This is a genomic window from Luteimonas sp. TWI596, assembly GCF_039674105.1.
Lineage (GTDB): Bacteria > Pseudomonadota > Gammaproteobacteria > Xanthomonadales > Xanthomonadaceae > Luteimonas.
The window spans coordinates 21,782-47,515 of the sequence record NZ_JBDJMU010000008.1 but is presented as its reverse complement, the minus strand read 5'-3'; the positions used below and the strand labels follow the sequence as shown (position 1 = coordinate 47,515).

General features: G+C 70.1%; 26 protein-coding genes. 22 read left to right on the top strand and 4 right to left on the bottom strand.

Annotation, left to right across the window (positions count from 1 at the left end; genetic code table 11):
• Nucleotides 1-118 precede the first annotated feature (118 nt).
• Nucleotides 119-1,681 (bottom strand): phospholipase D family protein, encoded by a 1,563-nt coding sequence (locus ABE487_RS07990; RefSeq protein WP_346451454.1) that lies wholly within the window; start codon nucleotides 1,679-1,681, stop codon nucleotides 119-121.
• A gap of 170 nt (nucleotides 1,682-1,851) precedes the next feature.
• On the opposite strand from ABE487_RS07990, the gene mltG reads away from it, so the two are divergent.
• Genes mltG through ABE487_RS07970 form a run of 4 tightly spaced genes read left to right on the top strand, consistent with a single transcriptional unit; the run spans nucleotide 1,852 to nucleotide 4,952 of the window.
• Entirely contained in the window at nucleotides 1,852-3,000 is a 1,149-nt protein-coding gene (gene mltG / locus ABE487_RS07985) for an endolytic transglycosylase MltG (RefSeq protein WP_346452886.1), read from the top strand.
• Nucleotides 2,997-3,638: a dTMP kinase gene (gene tmk / locus ABE487_RS07980; protein WP_346451451.1), complete on the top strand. Its 642-nt coding sequence runs from the start codon at nucleotides 2,997-2,999 to the stop codon at nucleotides 3,636-3,638. Before mltG ends, tmk begins: the two co-directional genes overlap by 4 nt.
• Nucleotides 3,635-4,570 (top strand): DNA polymerase III subunit delta', encoded by a 936-nt coding sequence (locus tag ABE487_RS07975; protein WP_346451449.1) that lies wholly within the window; start codon nucleotides 3,635-3,637, stop codon nucleotides 4,568-4,570. The genes tmk and ABE487_RS07975 overlap by 4 nt, the downstream gene beginning before the upstream one ends.
• A 22-nt stretch (nucleotides 4,571-4,592) precedes the next feature.
• The gene (locus ABE487_RS07970; protein WP_183426345.1) at nucleotides 4,593-4,952 is read left to right on the top strand and encodes a PilZ domain-containing protein; all 360 of its coding nucleotides are present in this window, start codon (nucleotides 4,593-4,595) and stop codon (nucleotides 4,950-4,952) included.
• 33 nt (nucleotides 4,953-4,985) lie between these two features.
• On the opposite strand, the gene ABE487_RS07965 is transcribed toward ABE487_RS07970, so the two are convergent.
• Complete coding sequence (locus ABE487_RS07965; RefSeq protein ID WP_346444386.1) at nucleotides 4,986-5,246, bottom strand: hypothetical protein; 261 nt, start codon at nucleotides 5,244-5,246, stop codon at nucleotides 4,986-4,988.
• A gap of 74 nt (nucleotides 5,247-5,320) precedes the next feature.
• Between ABE487_RS07965 and ABE487_RS07960 the strand changes: the two genes are divergently transcribed.
• Nucleotides 5,321-5,899 carry a TetR/AcrR family transcriptional regulator gene (locus ABE487_RS07960; RefSeq protein WP_346444388.1) on the top strand — a complete coding sequence of 193 codons (579 nt, stop codon included), beginning with the start codon at nucleotides 5,321-5,323 and terminating at the stop codon, nucleotides 5,897-5,899.
• A gap of 43 nt (nucleotides 5,900-5,942) precedes the next feature.
• Here the strand turns inward: ABE487_RS07960 and ABE487_RS07955 are convergent, their stop codons facing one another.
• A complete protein-coding gene (locus ABE487_RS07955) occupies nucleotides 5,943-8,012 on the bottom strand; it encodes a 3-hydroxyacyl-CoA dehydrogenase NAD-binding domain-containing protein (RefSeq protein ID WP_346451448.1) in 2,070 nt (689 codons plus the stop codon).
• A gap of 217 nt (nucleotides 8,013-8,229) precedes the next feature.
• On the opposite strand from ABE487_RS07955, the gene rpoE reads away from it, so the two are divergent.
• The 10 genes from rpoE to recO all read left to right on the top strand — a co-directional run bounded on the left by rpoE (nucleotide 8,230) and on the right by recO (nucleotide 17,542).
• Nucleotides 8,230-8,856 (top strand): RNA polymerase sigma factor RpoE, encoded by a 627-nt coding sequence (gene rpoE / locus ABE487_RS07950; protein ID WP_346444391.1) that lies wholly within the window; start codon nucleotides 8,230-8,232, stop codon nucleotides 8,854-8,856.
• The gene (locus ABE487_RS07945; RefSeq protein WP_346452885.1) at nucleotides 8,853-9,812 is read left to right on the top strand and encodes a sigma-E factor negative regulatory protein; all 960 of its coding nucleotides are present in this window, start codon (nucleotides 8,853-8,855) and stop codon (nucleotides 9,810-9,812) included. Before rpoE ends, ABE487_RS07945 begins: the two co-directional genes overlap by 4 nt.
• Before the next feature lie 78 nt (nucleotides 9,813-9,890).
• The gene (locus ABE487_RS07940) at nucleotides 9,891-11,432 is read left to right on the top strand and encodes a Do family serine endopeptidase (RefSeq protein ID WP_346452708.1); all 1,542 of its coding nucleotides are present in this window, start codon (nucleotides 9,891-9,893) and stop codon (nucleotides 11,430-11,432) included.
• A gap of 167 nt (nucleotides 11,433-11,599) precedes the next feature.
• The gene (lepA, locus tag ABE487_RS07935; protein ID WP_346444396.1) at nucleotides 11,600-13,411 is read left to right on the top strand and encodes a translation elongation factor 4; all 1,812 of its coding nucleotides are present in this window, start codon (nucleotides 11,600-11,602) and stop codon (nucleotides 13,409-13,411) included.
• A 92-nt stretch (nucleotides 13,412-13,503) separates the two neighbouring features.
• Entirely contained in the window at nucleotides 13,504-14,298 is a 795-nt protein-coding gene (gene lepB / locus ABE487_RS07930) for a signal peptidase I (RefSeq protein ID WP_346444398.1), read from the top strand.
• 29 nt (nucleotides 14,299-14,327) lie between these two features.
• Nucleotides 14,328-14,708, top strand: coding sequence for a DUF4845 domain-containing protein (locus tag ABE487_RS07925; protein ID WP_346444400.1), 381 nt, complete (start codon nucleotides 14,328-14,330; stop codon nucleotides 14,706-14,708).
• The gene (gene rnc, locus ABE487_RS07920; protein WP_346444402.1) at nucleotides 14,692-15,375 is read left to right on the top strand and encodes a ribonuclease III; all 684 of its coding nucleotides are present in this window, start codon (nucleotides 14,692-14,694) and stop codon (nucleotides 15,373-15,375) included. The genes ABE487_RS07925 and rnc overlap by 17 nt, the downstream gene beginning before the upstream one ends.
• 53 nt (nucleotides 15,376-15,428) lie before the next feature.
• The gene (gene era, locus ABE487_RS07915; protein ID WP_346444403.1) at nucleotides 15,429-16,334 is read left to right on the top strand and encodes a GTPase Era; all 906 of its coding nucleotides are present in this window, start codon (nucleotides 15,429-15,431) and stop codon (nucleotides 16,332-16,334) included.
• Complete coding sequence (locus ABE487_RS07910) at nucleotides 16,331-16,783, top strand: GFA family protein (RefSeq protein ID WP_346444405.1); 453 nt, start codon at nucleotides 16,331-16,333, stop codon at nucleotides 16,781-16,783. Before era ends, ABE487_RS07910 begins: the two co-directional genes overlap by 4 nt.
• 18 nt (nucleotides 16,784-16,801) lie before the next feature.
• Nucleotides 16,802-17,542 carry a DNA repair protein RecO gene (gene recO / locus ABE487_RS07905; protein ID WP_346452707.1) on the top strand — a complete coding sequence of 247 codons (741 nt, stop codon included), beginning with the start codon at nucleotides 16,802-16,804 and terminating at the stop codon, nucleotides 17,540-17,542.
• Nucleotides 17,543-17,554: 12 nt separating this feature from the next.
• Here the strand turns inward: recO and ABE487_RS07900 are convergent, their stop codons facing one another.
• On the bottom strand, nucleotides 17,555-18,289 hold the full coding sequence (locus ABE487_RS07900) for a response regulator (protein ID WP_346444408.1): 735 nt from the start codon (nucleotides 18,287-18,289) through the stop codon (nucleotides 17,555-17,557).
• Between the two features lie 34 nt (nucleotides 18,290-18,323).
• On the opposite strand from ABE487_RS07900, the gene ABE487_RS07895 reads away from it, so the two are divergent.
• The 7 genes from ABE487_RS07895 to ABE487_RS07865 all read left to right on the top strand — a co-directional run bounded on the left by ABE487_RS07895 (nucleotide 18,324) and on the right by ABE487_RS07865 (nucleotide 25,634).
• Nucleotides 18,324-20,360 (top strand): hypothetical protein, encoded by a 2,037-nt coding sequence (locus ABE487_RS07895; RefSeq protein WP_346452706.1) that lies wholly within the window; start codon nucleotides 18,324-18,326, stop codon nucleotides 20,358-20,360.
• A gap of 35 nt (nucleotides 20,361-20,395) precedes the next feature.
• Complete coding sequence (locus tag ABE487_RS07890; RefSeq protein ID WP_346447692.1) at nucleotides 20,396-20,995, top strand: YdbL family protein; 600 nt, start codon at nucleotides 20,396-20,398, stop codon at nucleotides 20,993-20,995.
• A 442-nt stretch (nucleotides 20,996-21,437) separates the two neighbouring features.
• Nucleotides 21,438-22,778, top strand: a complete 1,341-nt coding sequence (gene rlmD / locus ABE487_RS07885; protein WP_346452705.1) for a 23S rRNA (uracil(1939)-C(5))-methyltransferase RlmD — start codon at nucleotides 21,438-21,440, stop codon at nucleotides 22,776-22,778.
• A gap of 4 nt (nucleotides 22,779-22,782) precedes the next feature.
• Nucleotides 22,783-23,286 carry a CYTH domain-containing protein gene (locus tag ABE487_RS07880; RefSeq protein WP_346452704.1) on the top strand — a complete coding sequence of 168 codons (504 nt, stop codon included), beginning with the start codon at nucleotides 22,783-22,785 and terminating at the stop codon, nucleotides 23,284-23,286.
• A 38-nt stretch (nucleotides 23,287-23,324) separates the two neighbouring features.
• Nucleotides 23,325-24,008, top strand: coding sequence for a DsbA family oxidoreductase (locus tag ABE487_RS07875; protein ID WP_346452703.1), 684 nt, complete (start codon nucleotides 23,325-23,327; stop codon nucleotides 24,006-24,008).
• A gap of 88 nt (nucleotides 24,009-24,096) precedes the next feature.
• Nucleotides 24,097-25,077 carry a beta-N-acetylhexosaminidase gene (nagZ, locus tag ABE487_RS07870; protein WP_346452709.1) on the top strand — a complete coding sequence of 327 codons (981 nt, stop codon included), beginning with the start codon at nucleotides 24,097-24,099 and terminating at the stop codon, nucleotides 25,075-25,077.
• Nucleotides 25,074-25,634, top strand: a complete 561-nt coding sequence (locus ABE487_RS07865; protein WP_183426326.1) for a hypoxanthine-guanine phosphoribosyltransferase — start codon at nucleotides 25,074-25,076, stop codon at nucleotides 25,632-25,634. Before nagZ ends, ABE487_RS07865 begins: the two co-directional genes overlap by 4 nt.
• Nucleotides 25,635-25,734: the final 100 nt, after the last annotated feature.

The window sequence follows — 25,734 nt, the reverse complement described above, 5'->3', positions numbered from 1 at the left end:
GGAAAACACCGCGGTATCAAGCGCTTGCGTCTGCGTCATCGGGTTGCCGCAGGTGTTGCAGTGCACCACGCGGCCGGCGTGTGGGCGCAGCGCTGGCGCGCCCGCCGACCGCGCACGGTCACAGCTGCGATTCGATCGGCAGCCAGCGCACCAGCGCTGCGATCGCGCGCTGTCGCCGGGTGGCGTCGGGCTCGCTGTCCAGGGCGGCTGGCGGGTCGCGCGCGCGGTCGAGCCAGCGCAGCCGGCCCTTGCTGTCGAGATAGACCCAATAGCTCATGTCCGGGTCGGCGAGGTGCAGGTACTCGTCGCGCAGCGCCGCGCCCAGGTCCGGGTCGTCGAACAGCACGCCCATTTCGGTGTTGAGATTGGCCGAGCGCGGGTCGAGGTTGAACGAGCCTACGAAGCCGCGATGGCCATCGATCAGCACCGCCTTGGTGTGCAGGCTCGCCCCGCTGCTGCCGAACAGACTGCTGGCGGCCTTGGCGTCGGCCTGGCTGCGGGTCTCCAACAGATGCACGCCGCCTTCGAGCAACGGCTTGCGATAGCGCGCGTAGCCGCCGTGCACGGCCACGACGTCGTTGGCGGCCAGTGAGTTGGTGACCACCGACACATGGACGCCGCGGTCGGCCAGCGCGACCAGGCCCTCGGTACCATTCCCGCCGGGGACGAAGTACGGCGAGATCAACAACGCACTGCGCTTGGCTGCGCCGATCTGGCCGACCAGATGCTCGACCAGCCAGTTGCCGCGTTCATCGCCGCGCCACTTGATCGGCGGATCGGAGAGGATCCGGATGTCCTCGCTCCAGATTGGCGTCAGCTCCTGCGAGAAGTAACGGCGTACGCTGGGCGAGATGTCCATCGCATCGAGGAAACGGCGTGCCTCGGGGCTGCCGGCCTCGTCGCGGATCCGCGCGAGCACCGCGCGCAGCGTGTGCGGCGGCTTGCGATTGAGCGCAGCGATCGGCACCGCGGCCTCGCTGTTCCAGAAGTCGTCGAAGATCGCGCTGGCCTCGGCGACTGCGGGACCAAACACGGCGACGTCGAGGTCGTGGAAGTTGAATGCTTCGGCGGCGCTGAAGTACTCCACGCCGATGTTGCGCCCGCCGACCACCGCCAGTCGCCCGTCGGCGATCCACGCCTTGTTGTGCATGCGATGGTTCACGCCCCAGGCGCGCTGGATCATTTCCAGCACCCGCAGCGGCCCGCTCCGATTGCGGAACGGGTTGTACACGCGCAGCTCGATGCGCGGATGGGCGTCCATCGCCAGCAGCGTGGCGTCCATGTCGCCCACACCCACATCGTCGAGCAGGATCCGGACCCGGACGCCGCGCTCGGCCGCTTCCCAGGCCTCGTTGGCGAGCATGCGGCCGGTCAGGTCGTCGTGCCAGATGTAGTACTGCAGGTCGAGGCTGCGTCCGGCCTGGCGTGCAGAGATCGCACGCGCGGCGTAGGCGTCGATGCCGTCGGGCAGCATGATCGCGCCGGTCTGGCCCGGGTGGCGGGCGAGCAGCGGCGTCAGTTCGCGGTCCAGTGCGGTCGCATCCTCCGACAGCGGCAGCGTCGTGCTCGGCACCCCGGTCGCTGGCGGCATCAGCCGGTCGGCGACGAACACACTGCTGACCGCCATGACCAGCAGCGTGAACACACCCCAGGCGAGGATTCTCTTGACGCGCTTCTTCATCGAGGGATGGCGGCGGGAAGGCCGGCTAGGATCGCAGAAGTCGCGTCGCTGCCGCGCCATGGCCGTCCTGCGCGGCCGATCGCGGCCGCAGGTCACGCCCTGCACGGGCGCCACGGTATCCTGACGTCCCGATTCGGAACCGACGGCCTTCGCCGCCCATGACCCCACCTGTGAAACGCCGCTGGCGCGGCCTCGGCCTGCTGTTCGTGCTCTCGGCGCTGCTGGCCGGTGCCGGCGCCTATCTGCTCTACGACCGCTACACCGGCTTTGCCGACACCCCGCTGTCTGACATCGAGGACGGTCGCACGTTCACCGTCGAGCGCGGCGATTCGTTCCAGCGCGTGCTCGCGCGGCTGCGCGAGACCGGCGTGGTCGAAGGGCATGCTCTGGAATGGCGCATGCTCGCGCGCCAGCTCGGCGCCGATGCCAAGATCCAAGTCGGCGAGTATCCGCTCGACGCCAAGACGACCCCGCGCACGCTGCTGCTGCGGATGCGCGACGGCAAGGTCATCCACCACCGTTTCACGATCGTCGAAGGCTGGAACATGCGCGAACTGCGCGCTGCCCTCGCGCGCGCCGAACTGCTGGCGCAGCGTGTGCCCGAGCTCGACGACGCGCGCCTGATGGCCGAAGTCGGCCTAGAAGGCGTGCATCCCGAAGGCCGCTTCCTGCCCGAGACCTATCTCTACACCCGCGGGGACACCGACCTGGACGTGCTGGCGCGGGCCAATGCCGCGCTCGAGGCTGCGCTCGACCGCGCCTGGGAGACGCGCGACCCGGGCCTGGCGCTCGAGGACCGCGAGCAGGCGCTGGTGCTGGCTTCGATCATCGAAAAAGAGACCGGCGTGCCCGAAGAGCGCCCGCAGATCTCCGGCGTCTTCAACCGCCGGCTGCAACTGGGCATGCGCCTGCAGACCGATCCCACGGTGATCTACGGCATGGGCACCGCGTACACCGGCAATATCCGGCGCCGCGATCTGCAGACCGATACGCCCTACAACACCTACACCCGCGACGGCCTGCCGCCCACGCCGATCGCGATGCCCGGCCAGGCCGCGATCGAGGCGGCCACGCACCCGGCGCCGGGCGACACGCTGTACTTTGTCGCGGTCGGCGATGGCAGTGGCCGCCATGTGTTCTCGCGCAGCTACGCCGAGCACAACGCCGCGGTCCGCGAGTACGTGCGGCGCTATCGGGCGCGCTTCGGTGGCGGCGATGCGAGCGCAGGCAGCGCCGCCCAGGCCGCCGCCGGCGACGAGACCCTGCCGCCGAACGAGGCGGAGGTCGAAGCCGCGACCAGCGAGGAGGTGCGGCCGTGAGCGGGCTGCGGTCGTATCCGCGTTTCGTCACGATCGAAGGCGGCGAAGGCGCGGGCAAGACCACGGTGTTGCGCGCGCTGTGCGCAGCGTTGCAGGCCGACGGCCGCGAGGTCGTGTGTACGCGCGAACCCGGCGGGACGCCGCTGGCCGAGATGATCCGCAGCCTGCTGCTCGATCCGGGGCACGAGCCCGCACGCCCGGACACCGAACTGCTGCTGGTGTTCGCCGCGCGCGCCCAACACGTGGCCGAGACCATCGTGCCGGCGCTCGAGCGCGGCGCCTGGGTGATCAGCGATCGGTTCACCGATTCGAGCTACGCCTACCAGGGCGGCGGGCGCGGATTGGAGGTTGCGCGGATCGCCGCGCTCGAGCGCGACTATGTCGGCATCGAGCCGGCCCTGACCCTGCTGCTCGACCTGGGCGTGGCACAGGGCCGCGCGCGTGCGCGCAGTCGCGACCCGAGCCCGGACCGCATCGAGTCCGAGCAGGACGCGTTCTTCGAGCGGGTACGCGCGACGTTCCTGCACCGCGCGCAAACGCATCCGGCGCGGTTCCGGGTGATCGATGCCGCCCGGCCGGCCGATGCGGTCGCCGCCGACGCCGTGCACGCGCTCCAGGTCCTGCAGGTGTCGGCATGAGCGCCGGCGTGGCCGACTTCGCCCCCTGGCAGCAGCGCATCTATGCGCACACCCTCGCCACGCTCGATGCGCAGCGGCTGGGCCATGCGCTGCTGTTCTGCGGGCCTGCGCTGCTGGGCAAGCGCGCGGTCGCCGACGCGCTGGCCGCGCATGTGCTCGGGGCCGACCGCGAGCCGCGCGTCGCGCAGTTGCTGGCCGCGGGCAGCCATCCCGATTTCCATCCAGTGTCGTTCGTGCCGACCAAGGACGGCACCAAGCTGCGCACCGAGATCGTCATCGAACAGATCCGGGGCCTGTCGGACAAGTTGTCGCTGACGCCGCAGTACGGGCAGGCGCAGGTCGCGATCGTCGATCCGGCCGACGCGATCAATCACGCGGCCTGCAACGCGCTGCTCAAGACCCTCGAGGAGCCGCAGCCCGGTCGTCACCTGTGGTTGGTCGCGGCCAACCCGGCGCGGTTGCCGGCGACAATCCGCAGCCGTTGCCAGCGCATCGAGTTCCGCCTGCCGCCGCGCGACGAGGCGCTGGCGTGGTTGGCGGGCAAGGGCTACGCGCAGGACGACGTGGTCGAGGCGCTCGATGCGGCGAAGGGACACCCGGGCCTGGCGGCCGACTGGCTCGCTGGCGGTGGCATGCAGTTGCGCCGCGAGGTCCATCGCGATCTGGCCGGGCTGGCCAAGGGCGAGCTGCCGGCCGTTGCGACCGCGCAGCGCTGGGCCGGCGACGAGCAGGCCGTGGACCGGCTGCGCCATGCGGCCGATCTTGCGCTTGCGCGCGCGGCCGCCTTGACTGACCCGACGCGAATCGCGAAGCTCGCGGCGTGGTTCGACGCGGCCAACCGCACGCGCGATCTGCTCAGGACCACCGTCCGCGCGGACCTGGCGATCGCCGAACTGCTCCAGGGATGGCGCAGCGCCGCTGGCCGTCCATGACCACAACCGGGGAATCGAATCGATGAGCGCTACCGGAGCCGCCGCGCGCCAGGGCATCCTGTCGCTGACCATCAAGGACAAGGCGGCGCTGTACAACGCCTACATGTCCTATCTCAAGCAGGGCGGGGTCTTCGTGCCCACGACCAAGCGCTACTTCATCGGCGATGAGGTCTTCCTGCTGCTGACGCTGCCCGAGTCGAGCGAACGCCTGCCCACCGCAGGCAAGGTGGTGTGGGTCACGCCGGCTGGCGCCCAGGGCAACCGCGCGGCCGGGGTCGGCGTCCAGTTCGCCGACACCCCCGAGGGCGAAGCGCTCAAAGGGCGGATCGAGACCTTGCTGGCCGGCGTGCTGACGTCGGAGAAGCCGACCCACACGATGTAGTGCGACGGCGCTGGGCGTGCGGCGTGGCCGCCTTCAGCGCGCGTCGGCGACCAGCGCGCGCAGGGCGGGGTGGCGGATCTGCATGACATCGAACAGACCGGCGGCGCGCAGATAGACCGCGCGGCGCAGCAGCTCGTCCTCATAACGGCGCCGCAGCGCTTCGTCGTCGTCCTCGTCGATCGCCAGGCGCGCGAGTTCGACGAACTGCTCGACCCAAGACAGCGCCGCGTAGGCATCTGCGGCAGTGACGTTGGCGCTGTCGACAAGCGCAGGTCGCGGATGAAGGGAGGTCATCACGTTGAATCCTTGACTGTACCGGCTGGACGGTATCGTCTAGACTTGTGGGCTCGTCGTCAAGCCCGGCAGCCATGACCCGAAAACCCCGCAGCGATGCCCGCGCCCGCATTCTCGACGCGGCCCTGGCCGTGTCCCAACAGGTGGGCGCGGCCCATCTCACGCTCGATGCCGTGGCGGCCGAAGCGGGCGTCAGCAAGGGCGGCCTGCTGTACCACTTCGCCAGCAAGGACGCGCTGTTGCGCGCGATGGTCGAACATCACCTCGACGAGCACCGCACGACGCTCAAGGCGGCGATCGCGGAGCAACCGGCCACGCCTGGTGGCTACCTGCAGGCACTGGTGCAGGCACATCGCGCAGAACGCAAGGAAGGCTTGCACGAGCCGCACGCCACCCGCTCGTTCATTGCCGCGGCGGTCAACACGCCCGAGCTCATGGAGGAGCCGCGGCGGTTCTCGGGCGAACAGATCGATCAGCTGCGGCGGCTCGGACCGCGGTTTCCCGAGGCCATGATGGTCATGCTCGCCTTCGACGGGCTGTTTTTCGGCGAGACCTTCGAGATGCTCGCCTTGACGCCGTCCGAGCGCGAAGCGGTCGTGCAGGCGATCGCCGATCGCGCCGCAGCGATCGCGGCAGCCGCCGACGGCGCGTGACGCCGACCAGGCGCTCGGCCCGGTCTCGATCGGTCCGGCAGGCTCAGCCGGCGCGTAGCGCCGCGGCGTCCCAGCCCGGTCGCGGCGCGAAGCGGTCGCCGTGGCGCGCCTGCAGCGTCCGCAGGCGTTCGAGCACTGCATCGACCCCAGTCTCGCGGATGTACTGGATCGGGCCACCGCGGAACGGGGCGAAGCCGGTGCCGAAGATCACGCCGGCATCGAGCAGGTCGGCATCGGCGACGACGCCGTCGTGCAGCGCGGCGACTGCCTCGTTGAGCAGCGGCAGCACCAACCGGTCCTGCAGATCCTCGGGCGCGCGATAGTCCTTCGGCAGGTCGGGCTTCTTCGGCTTGCCGTCTTCCCACGTGTACAGGCCCTGGCCGTCCTTCTTGCCGCGCTTGCCGGCCTCGGGCGGCGTCGCCAGCGAAGCGGGAATCTGCAGGCCGAGGAACGGCGCCAGTTCCTGTCCCACGCCCGAGGCGATGTCCAGGCCGACGGTGTCGATGAGCTCGATCGGCCCCATCGGCATACCGAACGCCATCGCCGCGCGGTCGATTGCCGCCCCCGGGATGCCTTCGGCGTACGCGGTCGCGGCCTCGAGCATGTACGGAAACAGCAGCCGGTTGACCAGGAAGCCCGGCGTGCCGGCGACCGGCACCGGCAACTTGTCGATCGCCTTGCAGAACGCCGCCAGCCGCTGGATCGTCGCTTCGGCGACGCCGTCGTGGTGGACGATCTCCACCAGCGGCATCGACGCCACCGGGTTGAAGTAGTGCAGGCCGGCGAACTGCGCCGGGCGTTGCACGTGGGCGCGCAGCTCGTCTAGCGGGATCGAAGAGGTGTTGGTGGTCAGCAGCGCATCGGGGCCGAGCTTGGGTTCGACCGTCGCGTACAAGGCGCGCTTGGCCTCGGCGTTCTCGATGATCGCCTCGATGACCAGGTCGGCCTCGGCGATCCCGTCACCGGCCAGATCCGAGCGCAGCCGGGCGGCGACTTCGGGACGCTTGGCTTCGTCGCGGACCTTCTTCTCGAACAGCTTGGCCGCGCGTGCCTGCGCCTTGTCGATGAATCCCTGCTCGCGGTCCTGCAGCGTGACCTCCAGGCCCTTGTAGGCCGACCACGCGGCGATGTCTCCGCCCATCACGCCGGCGCCGACCACGTGCACGCGGCGGATCGGGGCCTGCTGCGCGCCGGCCTTGCCGCCCAGGCCCTTGAGCCGTTCCATCAGGAAGAACATGCGCGTGAGGTTGCGCGCCGTCGAGGTGCCGGCGAGCTTGACCACCGAGCGGCGTTCGGCCGAGAGCAGGGCGCGGGTATCGCCGGACGCGCGCTTCCAGGTCTCGACCAGCGCGTAGGGAGCGGGGTAGTGCGCCTTCCTTGCCTTGCGTGCGACCTGCTTGAGCAGCACCGGGGCCAGCGCCTGGCGCACCGGCCACAGATTGGTCAGCCGCGCCAGCGCGCGCTGCTTGAGCGGCCGCGTGGTGCCCTTGAGCGCGAGCGCCGCGGCTGCATCCACCAGCAGCGCCGGCTCGACGACCTTGTCGACCAGGCCGATCCCGCGCGCGGCCTTGGCCGACAACGCGCGTCCGGTGAGCATCATGTCGAACGCGGCCGGTGCACCGACCAGCCGCGGCAGGCGTACGCTGCCTCCCCAGCCGGGATAGATCCCGAGTTTGACCTCGGGCAGGCCGATCTTGGTCGAGGGATCGTTGCTGGCGACGCGATAGTCGCAGGCCAGCGCGATCTCGGTGCCGCCGCCCATGCAAAAGCCGTGGATCGCGGCGACGGTCGGGCAGGGCAGCTCGGCCAGGCGCTGGAACGTGGACTGGCCGCGGCGGATCGAGTCGCCGATCGTGCCCTTGGCATCGAATGCCTGGAATTCGCGGATGTCGGCCCCTGCGATGAAGCCCTTGGCCTTGGCCGAGCGGATCACCAGGGCCTTGGGCGGGTCGAGCGCCAGGCGTTCGAGCAGCGTGTCCAACTCGATGAGCACATCCTGGGCGAAGGTGTTGACCGACTCGCCTGCGCGGTCGAACGCGAGCACCAGGACACCGTCATCGCGCGATTGCGCTTGCCAGTGGCTGAAGCGAAGCCCGTCGAGGCCTGCAAGCATACGGCACCATTCTTTAGAGTACGGAGGTGGGTCCTATGATCCCGAGGTCGCTTCCGTGCCGTCAAATCGTGCGGCCGGCTTGCGGAACGTCGGTCGTGGCCCCAGGACATGCATTCTTTGGTGCGGCGACGATGCCATACCCGTCGTGACGGAACTTTTCGCGCGACCGCCTGTCTCATTGCCCGTGCCAGGCCGGGCCCCGAAGGAGGTCCGGCTGATGGCCGAACAACGCGACAGCCCGGAGTACGGAAATCTGGACGAGGAACTGGTCAAGCGGGTACAGCGCGGCGACACCGCGGCGTTCGACCTGTTGGTGCGCAAGTACCAGCACCGCATCGCCGCGCTGATCGGGCGCTACGTGGCCGACTGGAGCGAATGCCAGGACGTCGCCCAGGAGACCTTCATCCGCGCCTACCGCGCGATCGCCAGCTTCCGTGGCGATGCGCAGTTCTACACCTGGCTGCACCGCATCGCCGTCAACACCGCCAAGAACCATCTGGTCGCGCACAACCGGCGGCCGCCGACCGACGATGTGGACGTCGATGACGCCGAGCATTTCGATTCGGCGATCCGTCTGCGCGACGGCGATACGCCGGAACGTGAACTGATGCGTCAGCAACTGGAACAAACGGTGGTGCGCGCGGTCGAAGCCTTGCCCGAGGAACTGCGCGTCGCGATCAACCTGCGTGAGGTCGATGGCCTGAGCTACGAAGAGATCGCCGAACGCATGGGGTGCCCGATCGGCACGGTGCGTTCGCGGATCTTCCGGGCGCGCGATGCGATCGATCGCGAACTCAGGCCCCTGATGGACAACGAGAGACAAGTGGAGCGCGTGACCCGATGAGCCCTTCCGACGACATCGATGCCCTGCAGCTCGGTCCCGATCCGGACAAGCTCGAGCTGTACCACCGCCAGCAGTTGTCGGCGATGCTCGACGACGCGCTGCCCCAGGACCAGGCGCGCTTCCTGCGCCGCCGGCTGCAGCATGACGCCGAACTGTCGGCGTGCTTCGAGCGCTGGCAGGTCTGTGGCGACGTGCTGCGCGGTCGCCACGTCTCGCTGCTGCCGCCCGATTTCGCCGATCGCGTCGCCCGTGGCATTGCCAACGACGGCGTCACCGTCGCGCCGGCCTCGGCCGGGCGCCGTCCGCGCCTGCTGCGCTGGGGCGGGGGCGGCGCGGCGCTGGCGGCCTCGGTCGCGCTGGCCGCCTTGTTCGTCGGCCGCCCGGGTGGCGTGCCGGGCGCGGAAGACAAGGCCGCACTGCCGGCCGCGCAGGTCGCCGCGACCAGCGAGCCGCTGGCCACCGATGCCGCGGCCGATGCGTCGGCGTTTGCGCATGAACCCGCAGCGCCGGTCCAGGCGGCTGCGGCCGCAGGTGCGGCGGCGAACGCGACCGCCGAAGTCCCCCGGCGCAGCCGCGGCGACCGCGCGGTCGCGCCCCCGGCGGCGCGCCGCACGCGCGATGCGGCACCGGTACAGGTGGCCGCTGCGGCAACGCCTCTGGAGGTCGCCCCCGATGCCCTGGCCCCAGCGCCGGCCGCCGCGTCGCAGGTCGAGGCCGCATTCGCGGCCGCCGCGACCAACGCCGGGCTGCCGGCTGCGCCCTCGGTCGCGCGGCCCTGGCCGAAGGCGAGCGACCTGGCGCCGGATGCCCGCTTCTCGGTGCGCTACGGCGGCGGCTTCGATGCGCCCTCCTGGGCACGCAGCGACGCGCCGGCCAGCGACGTGCTGCCGAGTTTCCCGGTCGAGCCCGGCGACGCACGCCAGGTCCCCGATCAGGCGTCCGCCGCGCAGCCCTGAGCATCGCGCCGCAGCCGTTCCGGCACGTCGCCGCCCAGCGGCGACAGATCCCCCTGTCTTGAACTTCCGGACTCCCCCATGACCTCGATGAAGAAATCCTTGCTGGCCGTGTCCCTGGTCGCGGTGCTGTCGGCGGCGACCACGGCGCTGGTGCTGCCCAATGCGACCGCGCAGTCGAGCGCCGCCCCGTCGGCGGCCGATACCGCCAACACCGTCTCCGCCACGCCCCAGGCGCCGCTGGTCAGCGGGCTGCCGGACTTCACCCGGCTGGTCGAGCGCGTCGGTCCGGCCGTAGTCAGCATCGAATCGACCGCCGGCACCCGCCAGACGCGCGGGCAGCAGATGCCCGACGACGCGCAGATCCCGGAAATCTTCCGACGTTTCTTCGGTCCTGGTTTCGACTTTCCGGGCGGGCCGGGTGGCCCCGGGCAGAGCGTGCCGCGTGCCTCGATGGGCACAGGATTTCTGATCTCGTCCGACGGCTATCTGCTGACCAACCATCACGTCATCGAGGGCGCCGACGAGGTCAAGGTGCGGCTGTCGGACCGGCGCGAGTTCCAGGCCGAAGTCGTCGGTAGCGATCCCGAATCCGACGTCGCCGTGCTCAAGATCAATGCCAGCGGTCTGCCGATGCTGCGCATGGGCAACGCCGCGGCGGTCAAGCCCGGGCAGTGGGCGGTCGCGATCGGCTCGCCGTTCGGCTTCGAGCAGTCGGTGACGGCCGGCATCGTCAGTGCCGTGCAGCGCTCCAATCCCTACGCCAACCAGCAGTACGTGCCCTTCATCCAGACCGACGTGCCGATCAATCGCGGCAATTCGGGCGGCCCGCTGCTCAACGTCGCCGGCGAGGTGATCGGGATCAATTCGCAGATCTTCAGCAACTCCGGCGGCTACATGGGCGTGAGCTTCGCGATCCCGATCGACGTGGCCTCCAACGTCGCCGACCAGATCAAGCGGACCGGCAGCGTGCAGCGCGGGCAGCTCGGCGTGCAGATCGGGCTGGTCGGCGCTGACGAGGTCGCCGGCTTCAAGCTGCCCGATGCGCGCGGCGCGCTGGTGACCGTGGTCGCGCCGGGCAGTCCGGCCGAGAAGGCCGGGCTGGAGCCGGGCGACGTGATCCGCGCCGTCGACGGCACGCCGATCAACACCTTCAGCGACTTGCCGCCGCTGGTCGGCAGCAAGGCGCCTGGGACCCGGGTCAAGCTCGACGTGTTCCGTGACGGCCGCAGCCGCAATTTCGACGTGACGCTGATGCAGCTCGACGGCCAGGGGTCGGCCGGCGCGCCGCGCACCGCGCCCGAGCGCGGGACCACGCCGTCGACGCAGGGCAATCCGCTCGAACTGGCCGGTCGCGACCTCGATGCCGCGCAGCGCCGGCAGTTCGGGCTGTCGAACGACGAAGGCGTGCTGGTGACCGGCGTCGGCCGTGGTGCCGCGGCGACCGCGGGCATCGCCGCGGGCGATGTGATCCTGCGCGTGGGCCGGACCCCGGTCGCCAGTGCGGCCGCGCTGGACCGTGCGCTGCGCGACGTCAAGCCGGGCGATACGGTGATGCTGCTGGTGCGCGGCCGCGGTGGCGCGACCCAGTACCGCGCAGTTTCGGTGCCCGACGCGCCTTGAGCGCAGGCGCCCGCGCTGCGTTCATGCAAGGCCCGCGGCCGACGCCGCGGGCCTTCGCGTCTCCGGGCGCCCAGGCGTCGCGCTGGCAGGAGGCACGGCGAGCGCGGCGGGGCGGCGGCGCTATGCGATAATCGCCCGTTATCCCGACGACGGCCCGGCCGCCGCACATGACCCACGATCCCATGCGGAACATCCGCAACTTTTCCATCATCGCCCACGTCGACCACGGCAAGTCGACCCTGGCCGACCGCATCATCCAGCTCTGCGGCGGCCTCCAGGCGCGCGAGATGGAAGCGCAGGTGCTCGACTCGAACCCGATCGAGCGCGAGCGCGGCATCACGATCAAGGCGCAGTCGGTGTCGCTGCCGTACACCGCGCGCGATGGCCAGACCTACCATCTGAACTTCATCGACACGCCCGGACACGTCGACTTCAGCTACGAGGTCAGCCGTTCGCTGGCCGCCTGCGAAGGCGCCCTGCTGGTGGTCGACGCGGCCCAGGGCGTGGAGGCGCAGTCGGTCGCCAACTGCTATACCGCGGTCGAGCAGGGGCTCGAAGTGGTGCCGGTGCTCAACAAGATCGACCTGCCCACGGCGGACATCGAGCGGGCGAAGAGCGAGATCGAGGCGGTCATCGGCATCGATGCCGCCGATGCGGTCGCGGTCAGCGCCAAGACCGGCCTGAACGTCGAGGAGGTGCTCGAGGCGATCGTGCATCGGATCCCGCCGCCGAAGCCGCGCGACACCGACAAGCTGCAGGCGCTGATCATCGATTCGTGGTTCGACAACTACCTGGGCGTGGTTTCGCTGGTGCGCGTGATGCAGGGCGAGATCAAGCCCGGTGCCAAGCTGCTGGTGATGTCGACCGGGCGCAGCCACCAGGTCGACAACGTCGGCGTGTTCACGCCCAAGCGCAAGCCGTTGCCGCAACTGCGGGCCGGTGAGGTCGGCTGGATCACCGCATCGATCAAGGACGTGCACGGCGCGCCGGTCGGCGACACCCTGACCCTGGCCGGCGATCCGGCGCCCAGCCCGCTGCCCGGCTTCCAGGAGATGCAGCCGCGCGTGTTCGCGGGCCTGTTTCCGATCGATGCCGAGGATTATCCGGCGCTGCGCGAGGCACTCGAGAAGCTGCGCCTCAACGACGCCGCGCTGCGCTTCGAGCCCGAGAGTTCGGAGGCGATGGGCTTCGGCTTCCGCTGCGGATTCCTGGGCATGCTGCACATGGAGATCGTGCAGGAGCGGCTGGAGCGCGAGTACAACCTCGACCTGATCAGCACCGCGCCGACGGTGATCTACGAGGTGTTGCGCACGGACGGTGAGATCCTCAGCCTCGACAACCCGGCCAAGCTGCCGCCGGTCAACCAGATCGAGGAGATCCGCGAGCCGATCATCCGCGCCAACGTGCTGACCCCGCCCGATTATGTCGGCAACGTGATCACGCTGTGCGAGGAGAAGCGCGGCACGCAGATCGGTATCAGCTACCTGGGCAGCCAGGTGCAGATCAGCTACGAGCTGCCGATGGCGGAGGTCGTGCTCGACTTCTTCGACAAGCTCAAGTCGGTCAGCCGCGGCTATGCCTCGCTCGACTACCACTTCCTGCGGTTCCAGGCCGGTCCGTTCGTGCGCGTGGACACGCTGATCAACGGCGACAAGGTCGATGCGCTGTCGTTGATCGTCCATCGCCAGCACGCCGACCGCCGCGGGCGCGAGCTGACCGAGAAGATGAAGGACCTGATCCCGCGGCAGATGTTCGACGTGGCGATCCAGGCTGCGGTCGGCTCGCAGATCATCGCCCGGACCACGGTCAAGGCGATGCGCAAGAACGTGCTGGCCAAGTGCTACGGCGGCGACATCTCGCGCAAGAAGAAGCTGCTCGAGAAGCAGAAGGAAGGCAAGAAGCGCATGAAGCAGGTCGGCCGCGTCGAGATCCCGCAGGAAGCGTTCCTGGCGGTGCTCAGCAACAGTCGCGATTCGTGATCGCATGTCGGTGAGCGGCGTGCGCAACGTGAACGCCCCGTTTTTCCGATCATCGATCGCCCATCAGGCACCACCGCTCCCGAGGAGCTCGCATGAAATGGTTTGAGACTGCATTGGTCCTCCTGACGCTGCTGACCGGCGTCATCTGGTTGCTCGACAAGCTGGTGCTGGCCAAACGGCGCGCGCGCCGCAGCGGGCTGATCGAGGAGAAGGAGCCGGTCGCGGTGGATTACGCCAAGGCCTTCTTCCCGGTCCTGTTCGTGGTGCTGATCCTGCGCAGTTTCGTCGCCGAACCCTTTCGCATCCCGTCGAGCTCGATGATGCCGACGCTGCTGATCGGCGACTTCATCCTGGTCAACAAGTTCAGTTACGGCATCCGGCTGCCGATCACCAACAAGAAGGTCATCGACATCGGCGAGCCGGCGCGTGGCGACGTGGTGGTGTTCCGTCCGCCGCAGCACCCCGACCAGGACTGGATCAAGCGCGTGATCGGCCTGCCGGGCGACACGGTCGAGTTCCGCGACAACCAGGTCTTCGTCAACGGCACCCCGTTCGGCTACCAGCGGCTGGGCACCTACGAGGGCGTGGGGCGCGGCGCGGAGATGACTGGTGCCTCGCTCTACGAGGAGACGATGCCCGGTCGCAGCCATGAGATCCTGCACATCGACGAGGCCGCGCCGTTCCACATGGGCGAGGGGCGCTACGAAGTCCCGCAGGGCCATTACTTCGTCATGGGCGACAACCGCGACCGCAGCGACGACGGCCGCTTCTGGGGTACGCTGCCCGAGACCCAACTGCGCGGCAAGGCGTTCCTGATCTGGATGAACGTCGACTCGCAGGCGCCGGGCTGGGTCGACTGGGGCCGGATCGGCAGCAGCATTCGCTGAGCCGGCGGACGCGACCTGAGGGGGACACCATGAAACGTACGCAACGCGGCATCACGTTGCTGGGCTTCGTCGTCGTGCTGGCGCTCGTCGGCTTCTTCGCCTACGTGGGCATGAAGCTGTTTCCGATGTATTCGGAGTACTACAGCGTCCGCTCCGCGCTCAAGGGCCTGGCCGCCGAGCCGGGCATCGCCAGCGCCGACACCGCGCGGATTCGCGAACTGTTCTTCCGTCGGCTGCAGATCAGCTACGCGGAGACCGTCAAGCCCCAGGACGTCACGATCACCCGCGTGCCCGAAGGCCTGCGCATGGACGTGAACTACGAGGCCCGCAAGGCATTGATCGGCAATCTCGACGTGGTCGGCCGCTTCCAGGCCACCCAGACGTTCGCAGGCGATGGCGGGCGCGGTTGACCGCCAGCAGGGCCGGTTCGCAGGGCATGTGTTCCGCGATCCGGGGTTGCTGGCGCAGGCGCTGACCCATCGCAGCGCCGGTGCGCCCCATAACGAACGGCTCGAGTTCCTCGGCGACGCGGTGCTGGGTGCGCTGATCGCCGAGGCGCTGTTTGCGCGCTGCCCCAGTGCCGACGAAGGCACGCTGACGCGGGCACGGGCCGAACTGGTGCGCGAGTCTTCGCTCGCCGCGGTCGCGCGCGAACTCGATCTGGGATCGCGTCTGGTACTGGGCCCGGGCGAGATGAAGTCCGGTGGCCATCGTCGCGACTCGATCCTGTCCGACGCGCTCGAGGCGGTGATCGCGGCCGTCTACCTCGATGCCGGCCTGGACACCTGCCGCGCGGTGGTGCTGCCGCTGTTCGAGCGCGCGCTGGCCGCCCTGGCGAGCGGCCGGATCGCCAAGGACGCCAAGACCCGGCTGCAGGAATGGCTGCAGGCGCGGCAGCGCGCGTTGCCGGTCTACGAACTGCTGGCCGAGACTGGCGAGGAGCACGCACGGACCTTCATCGTGCGCTGCGTGCTGGGCGATGCCGACATCGCCGCCGAGGGGCAAGGCAGTTCCCGCCGAGCGGCCGAACAGCAGGCCGCCGAGGGCGTGGTCGCGCTGCTCGACGCCCGTGCCTGAGCGCGGCGGCCCGCCGCCGCCGAGCGATGCGGGTTTTTCCGTAGAATGCCGGCATGACAGATCCCCATTCCGCGTCCCATCGCGCCGGCTTCGTTGCCGTCATCGGTCGACCCAATGTCGGCAAGTCCACCCTGGTCAACGCGCTCGTGGGCGCCAAGGTCAGCATCGTCTCCAACCGGCCCCAGACCACCCGGCACCGTCTGCTGGGCATCGCGACCCTGCCCGAAGGCCAGCTGTTGCTGGTCGACACCCCGGGCATCCATCGCGAGCAGAAGCGCGCGATGAACCGGGTCATGAATCGCGCCGCGCGCGGTGCGCTCGAAGGCGTGGATGTCGCCCTGCTGGTCGTGGTGGCCGGCCGCTGGGAGGAGGAGGACACGCTGGCGTTCGATGCGCTGCGCGGTGCCGGCGTACCGGTGGTGCTGGTGGTCAACCAGATCGACCGGATGAAGGACAAGACCGCGTTGCTGCCGTACTTGCAGCAGGTCGCAGACGGACGCGAGTTCGCCGGCGTGGTGCCGCTGTCGGCGCTCAAGCGCAATGGCCTGCAGCAACTGGTGTCGACCGTGCTGCCGTTGCTGCCCGAGCAGCCGCCGCTGTATGGCGAGGACGAAATCACCGACAAGAGCCAGCGCTTCCTGGCCGGTGAACTCGTGCGCGAGCAACTGATGCGCCAGCTTGGTGCCGAACTGCCGTATGCCACGACGGTCGAGATCGAGAGCTTCACGGTCGACGGCGCGATGCTGCGCATCGGCGCGGTGATCTGGGTCGAGCGCGACGGCCAGAAGGCGATCGTCATCGGCAAGGGCGGCGCGCGGCTCAAGGACATCAGCACCAAGGCGCGCCTGCAGATGGAGCGGCTGTTCGACGCCAAGGTGTTCCTGGAGACCTGGGTGCGGGTGCGCCAGGGCTGGTCCGACGACGAGGCCGCGCTGAAGGCGCTGGGCTACGGCGAATGACCGAGGCTGTGGCCGTGCACGATCAGGACGAGGCGGCGCGGCTGCAAGGCCGGTGTCTGTGCGGCGGGGTGGTGCTGAGTGTGCCTGCCGGGACGCACGAGGTGCATGCCTGCCACTGTGGGGCCTGTCGCCGTTTCCATGGCAGCCCGGCGATGCTGCTGCCGGTCGCCACGTCGTTGCGGATCGAGGCCGGTGCGTCGCTGGTGCGCAGGTTCGCATCCTCCGACTGGGCCGAACGCGCGTTCTGTGCGACCTGTGGCAGCAGCCTGTTCTTCGCGACCACCGGCGACGGCCACCATTACGTCGCCGCGGGGCTGTTCGATGCGATCCCCGATGCGCATTTCGCGCTCGAGATCTTCATCGACGCCAAGCCCGATTGGTACAGCCTGGCCGATCCGGACGAGCGGCTGACCGGCGAGGCGTTCTTCGCCCGCATCGGCGCGGGCTGAGCGCGGCGCCTGGCGCCTGTGCGCATCGACAACGAGCCCGCGTTCGTCCTGCATGCCCGGCAATGGCGGGAGACGAGCCTGCTGGTCGAGGTCCTGAGCCGCGAACACGGACGCCTGGGCCTGGTGGCGCGTGGCGTCCAGGGCCCGAAGAAGCACGTACTGCGCGCGGCGCTGCAACCGCTGCAACATGTGCGGCTGGACGCGCAACTGCGCGGGGAGCTGGCGCAGTTGCGCAGCGCCGAGGCGCTCGACGCGGCGCCCCGGCTGCTCGGCGATGCGATGCTTGCCGGCTTCTACCTCAACGAACTGGTGTTGCGGTTGGCGCCGCGCCAGGATCCGCTGCCGGAGTTGTACGAGGCCTATGCGCGCGTGCGTGGGCGTCTGGCGTTGCCGGGCGAGTTGGCCTGGAGCCTGCGCCGGTTCGAACGCGACTTGCTCGATGCGCTTGGCGTGGGTCTGCCGCTCGATACCGATGGCGATGGCCGGGCGATCGACCCCGCGGCGCGCTACCTGCTCGATCCCGAGCATGGCCCGCGCCGTCTGCATCTCGACGGCGGCGCGGCCTCGCGCAGCGCGGCGGCGACCGGGCGCGCATTGCTCGCGCTGGCCGCCGATGGTGCGGCGCCCGACAGCGCGGACCTCGCCAATCTGCGGCGCGCACTGCGCGCGGTCCTGGCGCATCACCTGGGGCCGCGGGGCCTCAAGTCCTGGGAACTTGCGTCCCAGTTCGCGCGGCGCGGAACGCCGGGCGACCGTTAGCCGCCCGCGCGCTCACGCCGCCGCGAGCGTCGCGTCGATGGCGGCGAGAAACCGATGCAGCGCCGGCTCCGACTCCGGGGCGGCGTGCAGGCTGGCGGCGGCTGCGCACAGGCGGTCGGCGCCGACGAACCCGCAGCCAGCCCGCAGCTTGTGCAGCAGGCTGCGCATGACCGCGGCATCGCCGCGTCGTGCCGCCAGCACGATCCCATCGCGGGCCTGCGGCAGTTCGCCGATGAACAGCCCGCGCAACGCATCGGCGTTGCCGACGTTGCCGCCGACCGCGGCCAGCGCGGCCCGGGTGTTCCAGACGGGGGGACGTGCGGAGGCGCTGGGTTCGAGGTCGTCGTCGGCCGGGGTCGGTCGCGGCGGTGGCGGCGGGGCGACGACCGGCGCTGCCACCAGGGTGCGGATCGCGGCGCGCCAGTTGGCGGCCGTCACCGGCTTGCTCAGCGCGAGCAGGAAGCCGGCCGCGCGCAGGGCATCGAGCGATTCGCGTTCGCGCTCGGCGGTGTGCGCCAGGGCCGGCGTGTCCAGCCCCTGGGCGCGCAGGCGGGCGAGCAGCTCGATGCCGCTGCCGTCGGGCAGGTTGGCGTCGATGAGCCAGGCATCGTGGGTGTCGTCGGCGGCCAGTGCCAGGGCATCGGCGACCGTGCCGGCCACGTCCACCTCGGCCGGCAACGCCGCCGCTGCGGCGAGCAGGAAACTGCGGCTCGTGGGGTCGTCTTCGACCAGCAGCAATCTGGGCATCGGTCGCTCCATGCGATGAAGGTATCCTGCGGCGATGCCTCGCCGCCTGCTGCCGATCCTACCGCTGTTGCTGGCCTGTGTGCCGGTCGCGCAGGCGCGGACGATGGCGGCGCGAATCGCGCATGTCGACACCCCGGTCGCGGCGATGACGCAGGTCCGGCTGGCGCTCGACTGGCCGGCCGATGCGCCCGATGGCCGGCTCCGGCTGCGCGCTGCGGACGTCGACGCCGGGGCATTGGGGTGGCGGCTGCGCGATGTCGATTGGCAGTGCCCGCTGCAACGGATCGTGAACGAGGGGCGGGTGCGCTGGCGCTGCGATGGTCCGGTCCGCGACGGCTCGGGGTCGGTGCTGCGGCTGGCGCTCGAACTCGATGCGCAGGACCTCGATGCCCGCCTGTCGGGCGAGGGGGGCACGCTGACGCTGACGCGCCGGGCGGCCACGCCCGAGCGCACGACGATCGACCTCAAGCGCGTCCCGGCGGCCTGGGCGCAGGCGCTGGTGCGCACCGCTTGGGAGGCCGCGCAATTGCGCAAGGGACGGCTGGACGGCGCGCTGCAGATCGACGTGCCGGACGCGCAGCCGTTGCGCGTCGCCGGTCCCCTGGCCGTGCACGACCTTGCGCTTGAGACTGCGGACGGCGCGATCGCGACCGAAGGGGTCGCCGCCGATCTGCGGCTCGACCTGCGTCTGCCCGATGCCGGCCCCACGCTGCGGCTGGACGGCACGCTGCACGGCGGGGAATGGCTGTTCGGTGCGGCGTATCTGGCCTTGCCTACTGCGCCGATCGGGATCGGCCTCGACCTCCAGCGCAGCGCCGATGGCGGCTGGGCACTGCCGCGTCTGGCCTGGCGCGACAGCGATGCGTTGCAACTCGGCGGCACTGCGACACTGTCGGCCGATGGCACGTTGCAGGCCTTGTCGCTCGATGCGACGAGCCGGGACGCCCATGCGCTGCCGGCACGCTACCTCTCCGGCTGGCTCGGCCCGGCCGGCCTGTCGGGGCTGTCGCTGCAGGGCGGGTTCGAGGCGTCGTTGGAGGTGGCGGGGGGCGTCCTGCGGACGGCGGACCTGCGCCTGCGCGGCCTGGATGTCGGCGATGCGCAGGCGCGGTTCCGCTTCGACCGCATGGACGGCGCGCTCCGCTACTCCGCCACCGCGCCCGTGCACAGTACGTTCGCCTGGCGGGGCGGGGCGCTGTACGGCATGCCGTTCGATGCAGCGGCCTGGAGCCTGGAAAGCGCGGGGGGCCGTATGCGGCTGCGCGAGCCGGTCGCGCTGTCGTTCCTCGGCGGCGAGGTCGGGTTCGACGCGTTGGCGCTGCAATTGCCAGGGCATGCGCAGAGCGATGGCGACGGCCTGCGGATGCGTACCGCGCTGCGGCTCGACGGTCTGGATATCGGTCGACTGGCGCAGGCGCTGGCCTGGCCCGCGTTCGAAGGCCGCCTGAGCGGTCGCATTCCGACAGTGCGCTATGCGGACAACCGGATCGACTTCGACGGCGGATTGGCGATGCAGCTCTTCGACGGACGCGTCGATGTGTCGTCGCTGTCGATCGAGCGCCCGTTCGGCGTCGCGCCGACGGTCACCAGCGACCTGGCGCTGCAGGGGCTGGACCTGCAGGCGCTGACCGGCGTGTTCGGCTTCGGCAGCATCGAGGGGCGGCTGCACGGACGGATCGATGGGTTGCGCCTGGTCGATTGGGGCGCGACCGCGTTCGATGCCGAACTGCATACCGAACGCACGCCCGGCGTGCGCCAGCGCATCAGCCAGCGCGCGGTGCAGGACATCTCCAGTGTCGGCGATGCGTCGTTCGTCACCAGCCTGCAGGGCAGGGCGATCGCGCTGTTCGACGACTTCGGCTATCGCGGCATCGGCATCTCCTGCCGGCTGCGCAACCAGGTGTGCCGAATGGGGGGTCTGCATTCAGCGGGCAACGCCTTTACTATCGTCGACGGCGCGAGCCTGCCGCGGCTGGACGTCGTCGGCTACAACCGCGACGTCGACTGGCCGACGCTGGTCGAGCGTCTGGCTGCCGCCGCTGGCGGCGATGTGGCCCCGGTCATCGACTGAGCGCCACGCCCCGTATCGATACAGGAGAACACCCGATGGCGCGTTGGATGGGACTGCCGGCCGTGGCCGCGCTCGCACTTACCGCATGCGTGACGATCAACGTCTATTTTCCCGCCGCCGAGGCCAAGGAAGCGGCGCGCGAGTTCGTCGAGAACGTGATCGGCGACACGCCGGCCGCACAGCCGCCTGCGCCGTCGACGACGCCCGGTGGCGGCATGGCCCAGCGCGGCATGCGCTTCGATCCTTGGATGCTGCTGGGCATCGGTACCGCCCAGGCCCAGACCCCGGACGTCACGATCCGCACGCCGGCGATCCAGGCGATCCAGTCGCGCATGGAGCAGCGTTTCAACGGCACGCTGCGGCCGCACTTCGATTCGGGCGCGCTCGGCTTCGGCAGCAATGGCCTGATCGTGGTCCGCGATGCCTCGCAGTTGCCGATCAAGGACCGGGTCGCGGTCAACACCGCGGTCGCCGACGACAACCGCGACCGCCAGGCGGTGTACCGCGAGATCGCGGTCGCCAACGGTCATCCCGAATGGGAGTCGCAGATCCGCGATGTGTTCGCGCGCCAGTGGATCCAGAGCGCGCGTTCGGGCTGGTGGTATCAGCAGGGCGGGAGCTGGACGCAGAAGTAGGGTCTGTTAGGCGCTTCGACGTCGGTAGCGGCGTTGCGTCGGCCGGGGAGTGCTACTCGGCTCGGCAGCCCGCTCCGCGGTCCGGCCCGGCGAAGCACGCCGTGCGTTCGTGCAGGCTGCGCGACATGCCGCGCGAGCAGCCCACACTCACCCATGGCCGACTCGCCGCCGCGGGCCATCCATGGCCCGCTCTCCGCACCCCCCAGCCGCCACAACGCGCTGCGGCTCGAAATTCGCGGCTTCTTCGAACGCGCGATTCTCGATCAAAACCGGGGTCAGAGTGCAATTTCGTGTAGCGAAATTGCACTCTGACCCCGGTTTACCGCAGGTTTCCCGGAGGCGGCGCGGGCTTGCCCATGACGTGCTTGACGCGGGCACCCGGTCCGATGTCGCGTTAGGTTCTGCGACAATACGCGGCCTTTCCGCCCGCAGCCTTCGCCACGTGGCCCGCAAACGCCTCGATCAGACTCCCTTCCAGGTCGACATCCTCGACCTGACCCACGATGGTCGCGGCGTCGCGCGGCTGCCCGACGGCAAGGCCGTGTTCGTCGCCGGCGCGTTGCCGGGCGAGCAGGTCGTCGCCCAGCGCACCGCGCGTTCGCGCAGCTTCGACGAGGCGGTGACGCTGGAGGTGCTGCGTGCGTCCGAGCACCGGGTCGCACCACGCTGCGCGCATTTCGGCGTCTGCGGCGGCTGCGTATTGCAGCATCTCGACGCCGAGCAGCAGATCCAGGCCAAGCAGCGCGTGCTGCGCGAGAACTTCGAGCGCATCGGTCACGTCACGCCGCAGCGCTGGATGGCGCCGCTGGTCGACCGCGCCTGGGGCTACCGCCGCAAGGGCCGCTTCTCGGTGCGGCGCGTGGAGAAGAAGGACAAGACGCTGGTGGGCTTTCGCGAGCGCGATCCACGCTTCGTCGCCGACCTGCACGAATGCCACACGGTGATCCCGCCGATCGGTGCCGCGATCCCGGCGTTGTGCGCGTTGGTCGATGGCCTGGACGCCCGCGCCGATATTCCGCAGATCGAGTTCATCGCCGGCGACGCGACCTCCGAGTTCGACGGCGTGGCGCTGGTGTTCCGGCACCTGCAGCCGTTGGGCGAGCGCGATCTCGCGGCGCTGACCACGTTCGGCCAGCAGCAGCGGATGGCGATCTTCCTGCAGCCGGGCGGCAACGACAGCGTGCACCCGCTGTGGCCGCAGGCGCCGGCGCTGTCGTTCCGGCTCGAGGCCTGGGATGTGGAGCTGAAATTCCGGCCGCTGGATTTCATCCAGGTCAACGCCGGCCTCAACGGCACGATGATCGCGCGCACGCTCGACCTGCTCGACGTGCAGCCCGACGACCGCGTGCTCGACCTGTTCTGCGGCCTGGGCAACTTCACGCTGCCGCTGGCGCGCCGCGTGCGCGAGGTTGTCGGTGTGGAGGGCGAGGCCGGGCTGGTCGCACGTGCGCGGGAGAATGCCGCGCACAACGGCCTGGACAATGCGCAGTTCCATGCTGCCGACCTGACCCAGGACCAGCGCGGGGCGCCCTGGATGCGCCAGGGCTTCGACAAACTGCTGCTCGACCCGCCGCGCTCGGGCGCGATCGATGTGCTGCGCCAACTGCCACTCGAACGGTTCGCCCGCATCGTGTACGTCAGCTGCCACCCCGCGTCGCTGGCGCGCGATGCCGGCTACCTGGTCAACGAGCGCGGCTGGCGGCTGGTCGACGCCGGCGTGATGGACATGTTCCCGCAGACCGCGCACGTGGAGTCGATCGCGGTGTTCGAGAGGAAGAAGTAGCGCCATGGCGATCGAGATCGAACGCAAGTTCCTGGTGACGTCCGAGGCGTGGCGCGATGCGGCGCAGGCGGTGGTGCCAATGGCGCAGGGCTATCTCAACGACATGGCTGCGCTCGACAGCGGCGCGCAGAAGGCCTCGGTGCGCGTGCGCATCGAGGGCGAAGCGGCGTTCGTGAACATCAAGTCGCGCGCGCTCGGCCATACCCGGCAGGAGTTCGAGTTGCCGCTGCCGATCGCCGATGCGCACGCGCTGCTGACGCTGTGCGTCGGCGGCCGGGTCGAAAAACGCCGGCATCTGGTGCACCACGGCGACCATCTGTGGGAGGTCGATGAGTTTCTCGGCGATAACGCCGGGCTGGTCGTGGCCGAGATCGAGCTGGACCACGCCGACGAGGCCTTCGCGCGCCCCGGCTGGCTGGGCGAGGAGGTCACCGACCGCAAGCGCTACTACAACCTGGCACTCGCCGCGTATCCGTTCTCCCGCTGGGACGCTGCGGAACGGGGCTGAGGCGAGCGCAGCGCCAGCAACCGGCGCATGATGCACACATGAGAATCGACATCTGGTCCGACGTCGTGTGCCCGTGGTGCTGGATCGGCAAGCGCCGATTGCAGCGCGCCATCGCGCTGCTGGGCGAGGATGCACCGGCGATCGACATCCATTGGCATCCCTTCCTGCTCGACCCCGACGCGGATGCCACGCCGGTGCCGCTGCGCGAGGCCTATGCCCGCAAGTTCGGCGGCGCCGAGCGCACCGCGCAGCTGCTGGCGCAGACCCAGGCCACTGCCCGCGCCGAGGGCCTGCCGTTTGACTTCGACCGCGGCCAGGTCCGCGTGACCACGTTGCCGGCGCACCGGCTGCTGGCGCTGGCTGCGCGTGAGGGCGACGCCGACGCGGTTGGCGAGGCGCTGTTCCATGCGCACTTCGCGCAAGGCCGCAATCTGGCCGATGTCGAGGTGCTGGTGGAGGCGGGCGCAGCGGGTGGGCTCGACGCGGCGCGCGTGCGGGCGCTGCTGGCCAGCGATGAAGGCGAGGCGGAGGTGCAGGCGCAGATTGCGCAGGCGCAGGCGATCGGTATCCGCGCCGTGCCGACCTTCATCATCGACGGGCGGCTGGCGGTGCAGGGCGCGCAGCCGCCCGAGCAACTGACCCAGACCTTGCGCCAGGCGCTGGCCGCCGCAGCACCTGCGTCGGCAACCGGTGCCGCTTGCGGCCCGGACGGCTGCGCCTGAACACCGGGCTGCGCACGCTCGGCGCGATGCGTGCATCTGCGACAATGCCCGTCTGCGCCGCCCGGCGCGCTCGATGGAGATGTCCGCAATGCTCGTGATCGGCGTGGCCGGCACCGAACTCACTGCGCAGGAGCGCGACTGGCTGCAGCACGATGCCTGCGCCGGTGTGATCCTGTTCAAGCGCAACGTCGCCTCGCGCGCGCAGATCGCCGAACTGGCCGCCGCGATCCGCGAGGCCGCGCCGCGCCCGCAGTTGGTCTGCGTCGACCAGGAAGGCGGCCGCGTACAGCGCTTCGTGGACGGCTACACGGCGCTGCCGCCGCTGGCCGGCTTCGGCGTGCAGTACTTGAGCGATCCCGATGCGGCGCTCGCCCAGACGCGCGCGCATGCGCGACGCATGGCCGAGGAGGTGCACGGCAGCGGCGTCGACTTGAGTTTCGCGCCGGTGGTCGATGTCGGCCACGGCAACCTCGCGATTGGCGACCGGGCGTTCTCGGACGATCCGCAGATCGTCGCTGCGCTCACGCGCGCCTACGTCGAAGGGATGCACGAGGCGGGCATGGCGGCCACGCTCAAGCATTTCCCCGGCCACGGCTCGGTCCGCGAGGACACGCATTTCGATCAGGCGGTGGATCGCCGCAGCCTCGAGGAGATCCGCGCGCACGACCTGGTGCCGTTCGTCGCCGGCATCGACGCCGGTGCCGATGCCGTGATGCTCGCGCACGTGACCTATCCGCAGGTCGCGCCGGAGCCGGCGGGGTACTCGCCGCGCTGGATCGAGACCATCCTGCGCGGTGAGCTGGGCTTTCGCGGCGTCGTGTTCTCCGACGACATCGGCATGGCCGCCGCATTCTCGGCCGGCGGCATCAAGGCGCGCGTCGATGCGCACCTCGATGCCGGCTGCGACGTGGTGCTGGTCTGTCATCCCGAACTCGTCGCCGAATCGCTCGCCGCCGTCGAAGGCCGCGCCCTCAACACCATGGCGTTGACCGGCCTGATCGGTCGCGGCCCCCTCGGTTGGGACGGCGCATTCGCCGCGACCGCCACGCGCAACGGAGACATCGCATGAACATCCCCCGGCTCGACGACGTGCTCGATAGCGCGGACCTGCTGTTTGATCGCGATGTGCTCGACGAGGCGATCGAGGCGATGGCCGACGGCATCGCCGACGACTACGGCGACGACGAGGTGCCGCCGCTGTTCATCACGGTGATGCACGGCGGCATGCCATTTGCCGCGCAACTGGCGTTCGCGCTGGGCGAGCGCGAACTGGACCTGCAGTTCGACTATCTGCACGCCACCCGCTACCGCGGCGCGACCACCGGCTCGGGCCTGGCCTGGCTGCACCGTCCGGCCACACCGCTGCAGGGCCGGCGCGTGCTGCTGGTCGACGACATTCTCGACGAAGGCCACACGCTCAAGGCCGTGCGGCACTGGTGCGAGGACCAGGGCGCGAGCGAGGTCCGGGTCGCGGTGCTCGCGGTCAAGGTGCACGACCGCTGCGTCGAGGGCGTGGAAGCCGACTACGTGGGCGTCGAGGTGCCCGACCGCTACGTGTTCGGCTACGGCATGGATTTCCACGAGCAGGGACGCAACCTGCCGGGGATCTACGCGCTGGCCGACTGAACACGTCGGACCGGCGCGGCCGGGTCCGCACGCCTGTGCGGTAGCGGGACGACGGCGGCCAGGCGCTATCATCCCGGTCCCGCGTCGCCCGGCGCCTGAC

What these genes read in the sequence shown, in the direction of transcription:
- rnc (WP_346444402.1), top strand. Translation starts at nt 14,692, where the DNA reads ATGGCGGGCGCGGTTGACCGCCAGCAGGGCCGGTTCGCAGGGCATGTG.
- nagZ (WP_346452709.1), top strand. Translation starts at nt 24,097, where the DNA reads ATGCTCGTGATCGGCGTGGCCGGCACCGAACTCACTGCGCAGGAGCGC.
- ABE487_RS07955 (WP_346451448.1), bottom strand. Translation starts at nt 8,012, where the DNA reads ATGCTTGCAGGCCTCGACGGGCTTCGCTTCAGCCACTGGCAAGCGCAA.
- ABE487_RS07975 (WP_346451449.1), top strand. Translation starts at nt 3,635, where the DNA reads ATGAGCGCCGGCGTGGCCGACTTCGCCCCCTGGCAGCAGCGCATCTAT.
- ABE487_RS07900 (WP_346444408.1), bottom strand. Translation starts at nt 18,289, where the DNA reads ATGCCCAGATTGCTGCTGGTCGAAGACGACCCCACGAGCCGCAGTTTC.
- ABE487_RS07925 (WP_346444400.1), top strand. Translation starts at nt 14,328, where the DNA reads ATGAAACGTACGCAACGCGGCATCACGTTGCTGGGCTTCGTCGTCGTG.
- lepA (WP_346444396.1), top strand. Translation starts at nt 11,600, where the DNA reads ATGACCCACGATCCCATGCGGAACATCCGCAACTTTTCCATCATCGCC.
- era (WP_346444403.1), top strand. Translation starts at nt 15,429, where the DNA reads ATGACAGATCCCCATTCCGCGTCCCATCGCGCCGGCTTCGTTGCCGTC.
- ABE487_RS07965 (WP_346444386.1), bottom strand. Translation starts at nt 5,246, where the DNA reads ATGACCTCCCTTCATCCGCGACCTGCGCTTGTCGACAGCGCCAACGTC.
- ABE487_RS07865 (WP_183426326.1), top strand. Translation starts at nt 25,074, where the DNA reads ATGAACATCCCCCGGCTCGACGACGTGCTCGATAGCGCGGACCTGCTG.
- ABE487_RS07940 (WP_346452708.1), top strand. Translation starts at nt 9,891, where the DNA reads ATGACCTCGATGAAGAAATCCTTGCTGGCCGTGTCCCTGGTCGCGGTG.
- ABE487_RS07880 (WP_346452704.1), top strand. Translation starts at nt 22,783, where the DNA reads ATGGCGATCGAGATCGAACGCAAGTTCCTGGTGACGTCCGAGGCGTGG.
- lepB (WP_346444398.1), top strand. Translation starts at nt 13,504, where the DNA reads ATGAAATGGTTTGAGACTGCATTGGTCCTCCTGACGCTGCTGACCGGC.
- ABE487_RS07895 (WP_346452706.1), top strand. Translation starts at nt 18,324, where the DNA reads ATGCCTCGCCGCCTGCTGCCGATCCTACCGCTGTTGCTGGCCTGTGTG.
- ABE487_RS07960 (WP_346444388.1), top strand. Translation starts at nt 5,321, where the DNA reads ATGACCCGAAAACCCCGCAGCGATGCCCGCGCCCGCATTCTCGACGCG.
- ABE487_RS07990 (WP_346451454.1), bottom strand. Translation starts at nt 1,681, where the DNA reads ATGAAGAAGCGCGTCAAGAGAATCCTCGCCTGGGGTGTGTTCACGCTG.
- ABE487_RS07890 (WP_346447692.1), top strand. Translation starts at nt 20,396, where the DNA reads ATGGCGCGTTGGATGGGACTGCCGGCCGTGGCCGCGCTCGCACTTACC.
- ABE487_RS07910 (WP_346444405.1), top strand. Translation starts at nt 16,331, where the DNA reads ATGACCGAGGCTGTGGCCGTGCACGATCAGGACGAGGCGGCGCGGCTG.
- ABE487_RS07970 (WP_183426345.1), top strand. Translation starts at nt 4,593, where the DNA reads ATGAGCGCTACCGGAGCCGCCGCGCGCCAGGGCATCCTGTCGCTGACC.
- rpoE (WP_346444391.1), top strand. Translation starts at nt 8,230, where the DNA reads ATGGCCGAACAACGCGACAGCCCGGAGTACGGAAATCTGGACGAGGAA.
- ABE487_RS07875 (WP_346452703.1), top strand. Translation starts at nt 23,325, where the DNA reads ATGAGAATCGACATCTGGTCCGACGTCGTGTGCCCGTGGTGCTGGATC.
- ABE487_RS07945 (WP_346452885.1), top strand. Translation starts at nt 8,853, where the DNA reads ATGAGCCCTTCCGACGACATCGATGCCCTGCAGCTCGGTCCCGATCCG.